12 protein-coding genes are annotated in these 13,300 nt (G+C 70.5%); 3 read left to right on the top strand and 9 right to left on the bottom strand.

Translation table 11 applies throughout. The annotated features are described in order from the left end of the window. Positions 1-1,409: 1,409 nt before the first annotated feature. Positions 1,410-1,775, bottom strand: a complete 366-nt coding sequence (locus VK923_07720) for a thioredoxin domain-containing protein (protein ID HSJ44552.1) — start codon at positions 1,773-1,775, stop codon at positions 1,410-1,412. Between the two features lie 82 nt (positions 1,776-1,857). Then, positions 1,858-2,634 (bottom strand): flavin reductase family protein, encoded by a 777-nt coding sequence (locus VK923_07715; GenBank protein HSJ44551.1) that lies wholly within the window; start codon positions 2,632-2,634, stop codon positions 1,858-1,860. A 509-nt stretch (positions 2,635-3,143) separates the two neighbouring features. Between VK923_07715 and VK923_07710 the strand changes: the two genes are divergently transcribed. Beyond that, complete coding sequence (locus VK923_07710; GenBank protein ID HSJ44550.1) at positions 3,144-3,791, top strand: hypothetical protein; 648 nt, start codon at positions 3,144-3,146, stop codon at positions 3,789-3,791. A gap of 34 nt (positions 3,792-3,825) precedes the next feature. Here the strand turns inward: VK923_07710 and VK923_07705 are convergent, their stop codons facing one another. The 5 genes from VK923_07705 to VK923_07685 all read right to left on the bottom strand — a co-directional run bounded on the left by VK923_07705 (position 3,826) and on the right by VK923_07685 (position 9,466). Beyond that, positions 3,826-4,476, bottom strand: coding sequence for a pentapeptide repeat-containing protein (locus tag VK923_07705; protein ID HSJ44549.1), 651 nt, complete (start codon positions 4,474-4,476; stop codon positions 3,826-3,828). Between the two features lie 141 nt (positions 4,477-4,617). Then, a complete protein-coding gene (locus tag VK923_07700; protein ID HSJ44548.1) occupies positions 4,618-5,631 on the bottom strand; it encodes an electron transfer flavoprotein subunit alpha/FixB family protein in 1,014 nt (337 codons plus the stop codon). Continuing rightward, positions 5,631-6,401, bottom strand: a complete 771-nt coding sequence (locus tag VK923_07695; GenBank protein HSJ44547.1) for a hypothetical protein — start codon at positions 6,399-6,401, stop codon at positions 5,631-5,633. Before VK923_07695 ends, VK923_07700 begins: the two co-directional genes overlap by 1 nt. A 115-nt stretch (positions 6,402-6,516) precedes the next feature. Further along, positions 6,517-9,027, bottom strand: a complete 2,511-nt coding sequence (locus VK923_07690; protein ID HSJ44546.1) for an FAD-dependent oxidoreductase — start codon at positions 9,025-9,027, stop codon at positions 6,517-6,519. A gap of 211 nt (positions 9,028-9,238) precedes the next feature. Further along, a complete protein-coding gene (locus VK923_07685; protein ID HSJ44545.1) occupies positions 9,239-9,466 on the bottom strand; it encodes a hypothetical protein in 228 nt (75 codons plus the stop codon). Positions 9,467-9,672: 206 nt separating this feature from the next. On the opposite strand from VK923_07685, the gene VK923_07680 reads away from it, so the two are divergent. After that, entirely contained in the window at positions 9,673-10,329 is a 657-nt protein-coding gene (locus VK923_07680; GenBank protein ID HSJ44544.1) for a M50 family metallopeptidase, read from the top strand. A gap of 443 nt (positions 10,330-10,772) precedes the next feature. Here the strand turns inward: VK923_07680 and VK923_07675 are convergent, their stop codons facing one another. Further along, positions 10,773-11,201 (bottom strand): VOC family protein, encoded by a 429-nt coding sequence (locus VK923_07675; GenBank protein HSJ44543.1) that lies wholly within the window; start codon positions 11,199-11,201, stop codon positions 10,773-10,775. 120 nt (positions 11,202-11,321) lie between these two features. Then, positions 11,322-11,738: a helix-turn-helix transcriptional regulator gene (locus tag VK923_07670; protein ID HSJ44542.1), complete on the bottom strand. Its 417-nt coding sequence runs from the start codon at positions 11,736-11,738 to the stop codon at positions 11,322-11,324. A 224-nt stretch (positions 11,739-11,962) separates the two neighbouring features. On the opposite strand from VK923_07670, the gene VK923_07665 reads away from it, so the two are divergent. Continuing rightward, the coding region (locus tag VK923_07665; protein ID HSJ44541.1) for an aldehyde dehydrogenase family protein at positions 11,963-13,300 on the top strand (1,338 nt) is incomplete at its 3' end.

Genomic DNA, 13,300 nt, shown 5'->3' with positions numbered 1-13,300 from the left:
AGCAGGCCACGTAGAGCGCTCGACGAACAGCTACGCGACGTGCTGGGCATCCTCGAGGGCGGCGACCAGCTGTGCGACGAGCACGCGGCCGAGCTCGCCGGACACGAACGGCTCAGGTCGGTGTGAACCGGTTTCCCCTCGTATGCGCCAGCGCCCACGCCGTTCGTCCGGGGTGCCGCGGACCGATGGATTGGCGATGCCCCCCAGCCGGCGAAACCCGGTGGCCCCCGATCTCTCCCGTACCGGTGGACACTGCGGACCGGTGAATCGTACGTCGACAGCGTGTTGGACGGCAGAGGCGGCTGGGGACACCTCGCCGCCGAGGGGCGGCGCAGGCCGGTGGCCAGGGACTGACCCCAACCGGGCGCCGGCCTGCGGTACCCCGACTCTCGGCGCTGGGTCTAGAGGCGCTTGTCGTCGCTGGCCCCCCAACGGGAGGGCGCATCGTCCAACCGGCCGGGCGCACGCTAGCGCCAACGGGCGGTGTGGTTCTCCCGTCGCTCAGAGGCCGTCGATCTAGAGTCCAGTCTCGCGCTCGGTCGGCGGCCTCACTCAGTGCGGAGCCGATGTGTCGACGTCGCTGGGCAATGGAGCCGGCCCGCGACAACTCCGCTGGTCGAACATGTATTCGGTCCCTCCCTGCAGTGGTGCGCATCGACAAGGTGCCACGGCAGTGGGCATCCTGGCAGCGATGAGCCCGGCTCCAGCCCCGCCACAACGGATGCGCTGCGATCAGCCGCACACCCGGTGGCCAGTGAGGACCACCATGCGACCAGCCACCCACGGTCCGTGCGGGCCTGGAGGTTCGACGATCCGGCTCGGAGCCGATCCTGCTCTGCGACGTGTACGCGGCCGAGGCTCGCCGGCCAAGAGCGGTTGACCGGGATCGTCAAGTTCGACGACGCCACGGTCGAGGACTGACCTACCCCGTCATGCGCTACGGGTGGTCGTCGCCTGCGGCAACCGGCGCCCCTCCTCCGTCAACCGCTCCAACTCACCCACCGCGGCCAGCACCTCCGGGGGACGCCTCGAACCACTCACAGCGCGGGTACCGCCACTCATCCAACCGCGCGTGCATCAGCTTCTCCGACGCTCGCCACCGGGGCCTTCGCCGGGCGACCTGGCGGTCTCGGTCCAGCCGACCTGCTCTTCCTGGACTTGGGCCAAACGGAAGCGTTCAGGTGCCGTGGAGGAGCCGATCTTGATCTTGCGACATTCCCCGCTGTGCTTGTCGAATGCGCCGAACGCAGAGACGAGCACCTCACGACCGGCTGCGTTCGCTCGCTTCCCCATCGGCGAGAGCCGCTGCGTCGGGCCGGCGGCCGCCTCGACCGCGCAGCAGCCACGCGACACAGCGGCCTGTCGCGATCTGCCACGCCGCCATCCAGCGACCGCCAACGTTGCGTGCGTCAGGCCTGCTGATCCTCGGCGATCTTGGCGCGCACGTCATCCATGTCGAGCTGCTGGGCCTGTGCGATCAGGTCGTCGAGCGCCTCCTCGGGCAGCACGCCTGGCTGGGAGAACAGCACGACCCGGTCACGCACGACCATCAGGGTCGGGATCGACATGATGTTGAACGCCCCAGCAAGCTCATGCTCGGCCTCGGTGTCGACCTTACCGAACACGACGTCGGGGTGACGCTGGGACGCCGACTCGTAGATCGGTCCGAACGTGTGGCACGGCCCGCACCACGACGCCCAGAAGTCGACCAGCACGAGGTCGTGGTCGTCGAGCGTCTGCGTGAAGTTGTCATGGGTCAGTTCAACGGTGGCCATCGTGACTCCGGTGTCGGTTGTCACCACTGCGAACACCGTCGGCGGCGTCGGTATTTCATCGCCGACCCGGGCGTCCTCCGCGTCAGTCCGGACGCACGTCGTCCCACGACGGCCGCGCGTGGCGCGTGACGCCGTCGAGCAGCAGGTAGGCCGAGCCGCCGAGCCTGCCGACCGGGTCGAGGCGCTCGGGCGTGATCTCGCCGTCGACCCACAGGTCGTCGGTGTGGACGCGCACGACGTCACCGAAGACCATCCGGCCGTTGCCGATCTCCAGCACCTGCCGCAACGTGCACTCCATCGCGGCACGGGCGCGGGCGACCCGTGGCACGCTCACCACGCTCGACGGCGCCTGGTTGAGGTCCGCCCAGCCGAACTCGTCCTCCTGCGACGGGAAGTTGGCTGCCGTCAGGTTCATCTGCTCGAGCAGGTCCCGTGAGACGACGTTGACCACAAACTCTCCAGTGGCGCGGACGTTGCGTAGCGTGTCCTTCTCTCCAGCGGACGTGAAGTGCACCACCGGCGGGGCGTTGGACATGATGTTGAAGAACGAGTGCGGCGCGACGTTCGGCGTCCATCGGGAGCCAGCGTCGACACCCAGGCGATCGGTCGGGGGACGACGAGCGTCGTCAGCAGCTCGTAGACCGCGCGCGCGGGCAGTGCCGTCGGGTTGATCTCTCGCATCCCGGGACTGTACCGGCGGTCTCGAACCCCCCGCTGCACGCGGCCGTTCCGTCGCAACCTGTAGGGGTTCGTCGACCTGTCGGAAGGTTGTGACGTCTCCGGGCTCGAGGGCCTGCCGCAGCCGCAGCCGACAACGGCATCGTCGACTCGAACCCGGTACGCCGTGGCCCACGGTCATCACGGCAGCTACGACGTCGCCGTCGCCGCAGGCAACGACATCCCTCAAGGTGACGCGGTGGGCGGGCACTCCTGTATCAGGACGGGCGATGCCCCACCGATCCCGCAGGAGGTCAGTGCGGAGACCGCGTCGCGGTTCGGGCCGCCGGAGTGTGGCAGCGACGACGTACATGTCCGGACCGGTCCGGACCGACGTCGAGGTCGGCCGGCACCGCACGCTCGACCGACGACCAACGGGCTCGGCGCCGACGAGTAGGCTCCTCCAAACGGCAAGGCCGTCGAGATCACACGCGGCGGCCGTCACCACTGAGCTCGCCGTGCAGCTCCGTTGTCGGCCCGGAGGGACCGCACGATCGTGGTTGTGGCGTCGCACGGTGTGCGACTCCCCGCGCCGCCGGTGTCGATCGCGTTCCGGTCGGCCGCCGGCGCCGTCGGGCGTCAGCCTCCGCGGCTACCATGCGAACGAACGCTTGGAGCTCGTCGGGGCCAGGGGGAGGGACCGGACGCAGCATGACATCGCGACGCACATCGTGGACCCTTGGCCTCCTCGCACTCGTCGTGCTCGGGCTGGCCGGCCTGCCCCTCGTCGAGGACGATGCGAACGTCGACGCGTCGCACACCACCGCGAACGCGGCGCGGACGGAGACCCCCGCGCCGCCCGCCCGACCGGTGGACCCCAACGGCGAATGGTTCGTGTCCGGTGACCCCGGGACCGAGATGAAGGCCAACGAGGTCATCGACGATCCGGATCGGTTCCCGCTCTACTTCGACGACGCGGAGGCCCGTGTCTACCGCCGCAACGGTGTCGGGCTGATCCGCATGCGCTCCTACTACGCGGGGGCGCAGGGAGGCGCGACGCTGAAGGTCGTGACCACGCAGGACGTGCGTGCGTTGCTGCGCGACCTCGACCGCATCGATGGGGGCCTCGGACGTCGCTATCCGGCACTGCCGCACGGCCGGCTGCGGCGGAATGTCGTGCAGATGGAGAACACACGCGCACACGACGTGTTCGCGCACTTCTACGCCATCACGTTCGCCGAGGGCCACCACGTCGTGACGGTCGAGGCCTACGGCACGACCGCACCCGTCGGCCGGCGCCGGGCGGTCACGTACGCCCGCCGTGAGCGCGACCTGCTGGCGCAACGCGCCCACGGCTAGCCGATCGACGACGTCGATCGTGCGCCGTGGCGTGTCACGCGTCCCGGACGACGATCCCCACGTGATGGGCCAGCAGCGGTGCCAGCGCAGTGAGCTGCGCGGAGCTCACCGTGGCTCCGCGCAAGTGGGCGACGTCGATGACCTCGCTGATCTGCGCGCCCGTAAGGTCGACGTCGCCCATGTCGGCATGCTGGCACGCGAGGCGCTCGATCGTGCAGTCGTCGAGAGCCACGCGGCGCAAGGTCGCGTCCGCGACGTCGAGGTCGGCGATGGTGCATCCGGCGAAGCGGACGTCGCACAGCGACGCACTACGCAGGTTGACGTAGCCGAGCCTGCTGTTGCGGATCAGCACGCGCGTCAGCTCGGCACCGTGGGCCTGGAGGTCCCCGATCCGGGCACCGGTCACCTGGACGTCTCGCAGCCGGGCATCGACGAGGTCGAGATCGGTCGCCTCGACGCGCTCGAGCTCGCACTCGGCGAGCAGCGCGCCGGACAGCGCGACGCCGTCCATCGCGACGTCGGTCAGCCGTGACGCGGTGAGCCGCAGGTCGTGGCCCCGTTGCCCACCGAGGTCGACGGACGCGACCACGACGCCGTCGTGGTCACCGTCGGGTTCGATGCGGTCGAGCCCCTCGAGCGGCTGGGGAAGGTCGATGACGGGCGCGTCGACGGATCCGTGCGGCATCGGGCGAGTCTACTCCGCGGCCGTCGCGCGCCTGAGGCCCCGACGGACCGACAGGTGGCATCCGGTCCGAGGGTGGCGTCCGGGCTGGGGACGTGGCGCGGTGTATGTGTTGGGGCGCGTCCCCAGGGAGTGGGGCGGCGCTCAGGCGCCCTTGCGGCGCCGGACCTCGGCGACGATGGCGGGCAGCACCTCCTGAAGGCTGCCGATGACCGCGTAGTTTCCGCGGGTCACCAGTGGCGCCTCCGGGTCGGTGTTGATCGCCAGGATGTTCTTGGCGTCCTTGCACCCGACCCAGTGCTGCGTCGCGCCGCTGATCCCGCATGCGATGTAGAGCTGCGGCGCGATCTTCGTGCCGGTCTGGCCGACCTGGTCGCTGTGCGATCGCCAGCCGTTGTTGGTCGCCACCCGCGAGCAACCCACGGCGCCGTCGAGCAGGCCGGCGAGCTGCTCGAGCACCTCGAAGCCCTCCGCGCTGCCGACGCCACGCCCGCCGGACACGACGACCGGAGCCGATGCCAGCGACACGCCGGCGCCGCTGGGCTCGTGATCGACGACCCGTACCGCGGTGACGGTGGCGTCGAGCTGCGGCTCGAACGCCTCGACGGGGGTCCCGCCGGACCCGTTGATGCCCGCGGCCTGGAAGGCGTGGGGCGCGAGGGTTACCAGCTTGGTAGACGCCTTCAGCTCCGAGTCCTCCAGGAGGCTGCCGCCCCAGCGCAGCCGTGTCAGGGTCCACGGGCCGTCACCCGCGGTGACCTCGGTGCAGTTGGCCGCCATGGGCAGGTCCATCCGCGCCGCGACGTGCGCGAGCACCTCGTTGCCCTTCTCGGTGCCCGACGCGAGGACCGCGACCGGCTCGAGCGCCCCGGCCAGCTGCACGATGCTGGCGGCGTACGCCGCGGGCGCGTAGGACCCGAGGTCGGGGTGCGACACGACGCGGACCTCGGCGGCTCCGTAGGCACCGAGCCGCGCCGCCGCGGCGTCCGCCCCGGGACCGACGAGCACGGCAATCAGCGTCGTGGCGAGGTCGGCGGCGATCTGGTGCCCGGCGGTCACCAGCTCCAGCGCGGTCTCGTCGACGGCACCTCCGGTGTGTTCGACGAAGGCGAAGACCGGTCCGCGCCCTCCGGCTCGCTGGCGCTCGCCCTCACCCATTACATGACCCCCAGTTCCTCAAACAGGTCGACGACGGCGGTGGCGGCCTCGCGTCCGTGGCCGAGCACGACCGTCTCGGTCTTCTGCTCCCGTGGCTGACGCAGGCGCACCTTGCGGAGCCCACCGGCTTCCGCCTCGGGCGGCATCGCGCGGACGGTGGCCTTGCGCGCCCGCATCCGCCCCTTGATCGCCGGGTAGCGGGGCAGGTTCAGGCCCTCCTTGACGGCGACGGCCGCCGGCACTGGCAGGTCGTACAGCTCGAAGCCGTCGGTGACCTGGCGGCGCACGCGCATGCCGCCATCGGTGAACGCGATGCCCTTGATGCCCGCCACGACCGGCAGGTCGAGCGCATGCGCCACTCGGATGCCAACCTGGTAGTTGCCGGCGTCCGGCGACTCGTTGCCGAACAGGATCAGGTCGTAGGTCGTGCCGTCCGCCGCGAGCCTACGAATCGCACCCGCGATGGCGGTCGCGGTTGCCTGCGGGTCCCAGTCGGTCTGGTCGATCTCCAGCAGTACGCCGTGGTCGATGCCCATTGAGATCGCCTGTCGGACCTGCTCGTCGGCTTCGGCCGGCCCGAGGCTGAGCGCGGTGGAGCTCCCGCCGTGCTCGGCCACGATGCGCACCGCCTCCTCGACGGCGCACTCGTCGTGCGGGCTCATTGTGAAGCCCAGGTGGCGCGTGTCGATCTCCTGCTCGTCGTCGGTCAGGTTGATCCGCGCCCCGGGCGCCGGGACGCGCTTGATGCAGACCAGGACGTCGTAGCCCACTTAGTCACCTCGCTTCGCTCGCTCCTAGCGGCCCAGGGAGCCTTCGGCACTGTCACTGACACCTCGCTCCGCTCGCGCGCAACGGCGCGGGCTGGCGCCGCCGCAACTGCCGTCATCAGGCCTTCATCCGGGAGTCGTCGGGATCGAACAACGGCGTCCGGCCCGCCACCGCAACGGTCACCGGGTACCGCTCGTTGATGTACTGCACCGCCAGCTTCGTGCCCTCCTGCGCGTGCTCGGGCGGCAGGTAGGCCAGCAGCAGGTGCTTGCCGACGGACGGACCGGCTCCTGCGCTGGTGACGTACGACGGCCGGCCCTTGGCGTCGACGATGCGCTCGCCGTCCGGCGTGACGATCGGCTCGTTGCCGGAGGGGTGCCGGGCGATGCCCTCGGACGACGTGAGATCGTCGATCGTCAGGGTGCACATGATCGCCGCAGGGTCCTCGTCGCGCGCCTTCAGGTAGGCCTCGCGGCCGACGAAGTCGGCGCTCTTGACCTTGGGCAGCGCCAGGCCGGCCTCGACTGGGTTGTACTCGGAGTCGAGCTCGGCGCCCATCAGGCGGTAGCCCTTCTCGAGCCGTCCTGTCGTGCCGTACACGCCGATGCCCGCGGGCACGATGCCGTGGGGTCGCCCGGCCTCGAAGACGGCGTCCCACAGCGCGAGGCCCTGCTCCATCGGGCAGTGCAGCTCCCAGCCGAGCTCACCGACGTACGAGATGCGCACGGCGAGCACCGGGAGCGAGCCCAGCTGGATCTGCTTCGAGCGACCGAAGGCCAGGCCCTCGTTCGAGACGTCGTCCTCGGTCAGCGACGCCAGCACGTCACGCGCCTTCGGTCCCCACAGGCCGAGGGTGCAGTACGCGGACGTGACGTCGACCAGCTGAGCGGAGCCGTCGGCGGGCAGGTGGTCGGTGAACCACTTGTGGTCCCGCGGGCCGTCGGCGCCACCGGTGATGATGCGGAAGTGGTCGTCGGCCAGGCGCACGACCGTCAGGTCTGAGCGGAAGCCGCCGTTCTCGGTCAGCACCGGCGTGTACATGATCCGTCCCGGTGGCCGGTCCATCTGCGCCACCGTCATGCGCTGCATGAAGTCGAGCGCGCCCGGGCCGATGACGTCGAACAGCGCGAACGCGGTGAGGTCGATCATCGCGACGCGGTCGCGCATCGCCAGGTGCTCACCGTTGATGATCGGCGACCACCAGCGGGCGTCCCACTCGTGCTCCCGCCCCTCGACGCCGAACTCCTCGGCCAGGCCGGCGTTTGACTCGTACCACTGCGGACGCTCCCAGCCGCCCACCTCGTAGAACACTGCGCCGAGCTCCTGCTGGCGCGGGTAGAACGGGCTGGTCCGCAGCGGTCGGTTCGACGCCCACTGCTCTCGGGGGTGGACGATGCCGTAGGTCTTGTTGAAGCCCTCGGACGTGCGCGCCTCGACGTGCGCGACAGTGCGCTGGTGCGGGTAGAAGCGTGCGACGTCGGCGCCGTGGAGGTCGATCTCCGGCTCGCCGTGGGTCATCCACTCGGCGAGCGCCCTTCCTACGCCGGGGCCCTCCTTGATCCACACCGCGGCAGCGGACCACAGCCCCCGCACCTCGACCGTCTCGCCGAGCACGGGGTTGCCGTCGGGGGTCAGCGACAACAGGCCGTTGATCGCGTGGCGGACGCCCGCCCCCTCGACGGACAGTGCCTCGGGGAACAGCTCGAGAGCGTCCTCCATCTGCTGGTCGAAGTCCTCCTGGGTGAAGGGCAGCTGCGTCGGCGACAGCTGGGACGCCTCGATCGACGGGATGTCGTCGGGACGGTGCAGGATCGGCCGGTGCGCGTAGGAACCGACCTCCATGTCGCCGCCGTTCTGGCGCTCGTACATCAAGGTGTCCATGTCGCGGACGATCGGATACGCGATCTCGGCGCGGCTGTCGAGCAGCTCTGGGATCGGGCCGACGTCGATCATCTGGTGCACGGCGGGCGTCAGCGGGATGGTCGCGCCGGCCATCGCAGCGATCCGCGGGCTCCACACGCCACAGGCGACGACGACGGTCGAGGCGGCGATCTCGCCGCGGTCGGTCGTCACGCCCGTCACCCGGCGGCCGTCGGTCCCGATGTCGAGGACCTCGGTGTTGGCCAGCGACGTCAGCGCCCCGAGTTCCTGCGCGCGCTCGCGCATGATCGTACCGGCGCGCAGCGAATCGACGACCGACACCGACGGGGTGTAGAAGCCCGCCAGCACGATCTCGTGGTTGATGAACGGGACCAGCTCCCTGACCTCGTCAGCGTTGAGCAGGTGGGACTCGACGCCCCACGCCTTCGCCGACGACATCCTGCGGCCGAGCTCGTGCACGCGCTCGGGTGTGCGCGCGATCTCGATGCCACCGCACGTGGTCTGGACGCCCATCCCCTCGTACTGGCGCTGCGAGTCCAGCGTCAGCAGCGCCAGCTCCTTGCCGTGGTCGACCGGGAAGATGAAGTTGGACGCGTGCCCCGTCGAGCCCCCCGGGTCGGGCAGCGGTCCCTTGTCGATCTGCACGATGTTGCGCCAGCCGAGACGCGCCAGGTGTCCGACGAGGCAGTTGCCGACGATGCCCGCGCCGATCACGACGACGTCGGCGTGGTCCGGTATGGTGCTCACGGATTCTCCCTTCACGCGTGCTCACGCGGCGCTGCGGCGGTGACGGCCGATGGTCCCCGAAGGTGGCCACAGATGCGCGGGAACGTAGCAGTTCCCCGTGGTGCTGCCTATCCTGCACAGGCGCTTTCGTAGAATATTGCGCAACGGTTGCACCTGAAGCAACCACAACTTTGTGGCGCCAGGTTCGGAAGGTGCTTGCTGGACCGGCTCGTCAGGACAGGATCTCGGCGGACCCCAGGTGCAGGCTGCTCGCGAGGGCCGCGGCCACACCAACGGCGACCAGAGCCGGACCGCCCGAGCGTGACGCGGTCGACGGGTGCGATGAATGCCAGCAGGTCGATCGAGTGGTGCGTACCGCGCTCAGCAGGGTGTTGCGGAACTGGCCCGCGATGCCCACCGTCGTCAGGCGGTCGCGCAGCATGGCGAAGACCGCGGCCACGACGCAGTGGTGGCGCTCACCATGACCAAGCGCTCGCGCCCCGTCCAGCCGCGCAGGGCGACCAGCACGCACCGCCGCCAACGGATCGCGCCGAGGACCCACACCCACCGGTAGCGCTCCACGGGGCCGGCACCGGCGTCCGGGTCACCGGGTGCGCGCAGTGGTGTCGTGTGCGGACCCGGCGACCGGCTGGCACGATGCGGCGCATGCAATATGCGCTGGCGTGGGCGCCGGTCATCGTGGCGCTCGCACTCGTGGTGGCACGGCGGCCGTGGCGGCTGCTGCGGCCGGTCGTCACCATCGCCCACGAGGGTGGACACGTGGCCGTCGCGCTGCTGGCCGGGCGTCGACTGGCGGGCATGCGGGTCCATGCCGACGCGTCGGGCATCGCGCGGTCGCGCGGGCGGTCGCGTGGCCTGGGGATGGTGGTGACGCTGCTCGCCGGCTACGTGACACCCTGCCTGCTCGGGCTCGGCGCGGCCGCGCTCGTGGCTGCGGACCAGCACCAGCTGATCCTGAGTTGCAGCATCGCGCTGCTGGCGGCGCTGCTGGTCACGGTACGCAACGTGTTCGGCGCTGTGGCGATCGTCCTGACCGGCGCGGTGCTGCTGGCCGTGGCCGTGTACGCGTCGCCGCCGTTGCAGGAGGCGGGCGCGTCACTGTTGGCGTGGTTCCTGCTGTTCGGAGGGCTGCGCTCGGTCAGCGACATGCGGCGCGGGCGCCGCGGCGGCCGCGGCCGGGACACCGACGCCGATCAGCTGGCGCGTGCGACGCGGGTGCCCGCCGTGGTGTGGGTGCTGGCGTTCACGCTGGTCGCCGTTGGCACGCTGGCGGCTGCGACGGCGCTCCTGGTGACCGCCTGACGGCGTCCCCCCCGCGAGGGGCAGGACCCACATGGTGCCCCACGGCGGCAGCGTCGCCATCACGCCGGCCTCGGCCAGCGCATTGCGCAGCTCGAGGACCGCCTGGTGTGTCGAACCGCGCGAGCGCCGTCGCGAGGAGGTCACGGAGTGGCCGTCCACGTAGCGGATCCAGCGCATCGGCGTCGAGGTCCACGGCCGCCGCAGCGGCGACGCCACGTGCGTGTCGGGCAACGCCACGTCCGCGTCGGGCAACGCCACGTCGGCCAGTCGCCACTCGGGCCCCATCGATAGAAGAAGCGATCCGACGGCCACCTCATCGCTCACTGCTCGCCGTGGTCCGTTCGCCTGCTCCGGACGTCCATGGCCATGGGCGGGCTAGGCGGTCGGGCCGAAGAACGATCCCGTCCTGTGCCGCCGGCCGTGAGAAACGCGTGGAGTGTGTTTCACTCGATGCCGTCGGGCGTGAACGGCGTGCGTTCGACGAGGACCAGCCAGTTGCCGGAGTTGTCGCGCATGACGGCTTCGACCCCGTAGGGACGCTCGGCGGGCTCCTGGATGAACTCGACACCCTGCGCGGACAGCTCGTCGTAGGTCTTGCGGCAGTCCGTGGTCGCCAGGCCGAACCCGCCCATGCTGCCGTTCGCCAGCTCGCGGCGGACGGCAGCGGCCATCTCGTCATTCAGGGGCGGGCCGGGCACCATGAGGGTGACCTCGAGCTCGGGGTGGTCGGGGTGCGCGACCGTCACCCAGCGGAACCCCCCGCCCATCGTGACGTCGGCACGTGCCTCGAAGCCGAGCTTGTCGACGTAGAAGTCACGTGCCTCGTCCTGGTCGGCGACGTACAGGGTGACCAGTGACACGTTGGTGATCATGTGTGCTCCTCCGCCTGTCGGCGTCCGTGCGTCCGGTTCCTGGCCGGACCATAGGGTGATCGACCGCGCGCGGGCTTCTCCAGACTTGCGACATGGAAGGAGGCGGTCCACCCCGGTGTGCTACACCCTGTCGCTCAGCCCGTGCATGAACACGTAGCACCCGGGGATCGGCGGCACGCCCTCGGCGGCGTACTTCGCCTGGTAGGCCGACGGCGTCATGCCGACCAGGTCGGTGAAGCGCGCGCTGAACGACCCGAGGCTGGAGAACCCGACGAGCATGCAGATCTCCGTCACCGTGAGGTTCGTGGCCCGCAGCAGATCCTGCGCCCGTTCGATCCGCCGCTCCGAGAGGTAGCGGGCGGGCGTCGTGCCGTACACCGACGCGAAGCAGCGCAGGAAGTGGTACTTCGACACCCCGGCCTCCGCGGCGAGCGCCTCCAGGTCGAGCGGATCCGCGTAGCGACGATCCGCCAGGTCCCGGGCACGCCGCAGGTGGACCAGCAGGTCGTCGGGCACATGCAGCGCTCCGTCGGCCATGCCTCGTCCTCCCGTCGCCCCGGTGCCCATGGTCACGGCCCTGGTGAGCGGAACGTGTGCCCCCTGCGGGCCGGCCGGACCCGAGGCCATCGTCGCACCGCGCGAGGGTGCCGGCGAGACGACGTCCCTGTCTCGTGGTTCACACACGCGTGATGCGGTCATGGTCTCATCAGGTACTGACAGGTGTTCGCCGTGCGAACACCGGCGATGCGACTGGAGCAGTGATGGCACTCCTCGACGACGGAAGCTGGGACGGCAGGATCTTCAACGGCTCGTGGGTCGAGTCCTCGGGAGGGGTCACGCCGATCCGCGAGCCCGCCACCGGCGACGAGCTCGGCACCTACGGGCTGGCCGACACCGACGACGTGGCCACGGCCACCGTGCGGGCAGCCGACGCGCAGCGGGCGTGGGCGGCTGCGTCGTTCGAGGAACGCGTCGCCGTGCTGCGCCGTGCCGGTGAGCTGTTCGAGTCCGAGGCCGACGAGCTGCACACCTGGATCATGCGTGAGACCGGCGCGATCCCACCCAAGGCCGAGCTCGAGACCCACGTCGCCGCCCAGGAGTGCTTCGAGGCGGCCGCACTGGCCTCCCACCCGACCGGCGAGATCCTCCGCAGCGCCCAGCCGCGCATGAGCCTCGCACGCCGCCTGCCCGTCGGCGTGGTGGGTGTCATCTCACCATTCAACTTCCCGTTGATCCTGTCGATCCGGTCAGTCGCGCCCGCGCTCGCACTCGGCAACGCGGTCGTGCTCAAGCCGGACCCGCGGACCGTGGTGACCGGCGGTGTGATCGTGGCGCGGGCGCTGCAGGAGGCGGGCCTGCCCGAAGGCGTGCTCCATCTCGTGCCCGGTGGCGGTGACGTCGGTCAGGCGCTCGTGGAGGACCCGCGTGTGCGGGTCATCTCGTTCACCGGCTCGACGGCCGTCGGCCGGAAGGTCGGGGAGGCAGCCGCCCGCAGGCTCAAGCGCGCCCTGCTGGAGCTGGGTGGCAACTCGGCGTTGATCGTGCTCGACGACGTCGACCTCGACCTCGCGGCGAGCGCGGGCGCGTTCGGGTCCTTCATGCACCAGGGGCAGATCTGCATGACGACCGGCCGGCACCTGGTGCAGCGCGGCGTCATCGGCGAGTACGTCGACATCCTGGCCGACAAGGCGAAGAACATCCCCGTCGGCAACCCGATGACGGACCAGGTCGCCCTCGGACCGATCATCGACGAGTCGCAGCGCGACCGGATCCACGACATGGTCACCGGCACCGTCGAGGGCGGCGCGACGTTGGCCGCCGGCGGGACCTACGAGGGACTGTTCTACCGGCCGACGGTCCTGACCGACGTCTCGACCGACAGCCCCGCCTACGCCAACGAGGTGTTCGGTCCGGTCGCGCCGATCACCCCCTTCGACAGCATCGACGAGGCCGTCGCGCTGGCCTCGGGCAACGAGTACGGGCTCTCGCTGGGCATCCTGACGCGCGACGTCATGAAGGGCGTCGAGCTGGCCGACCGCATCCCGTCGGGCATCGTCCACATCAACGACCAGACGATCAGCGACGAGGCGGTGGCACCG

Source organism: Euzebyales bacterium (assembly GCA_035461305.1).
Lineage (GTDB): Bacteria > Actinomycetota > Nitriliruptoria > Euzebyales > JAHELV01 > JAHELV01.
Note: the sequence above shows the minus strand (reverse complement) of the source record. Positions and strands in the feature narration are given on the sequence as shown.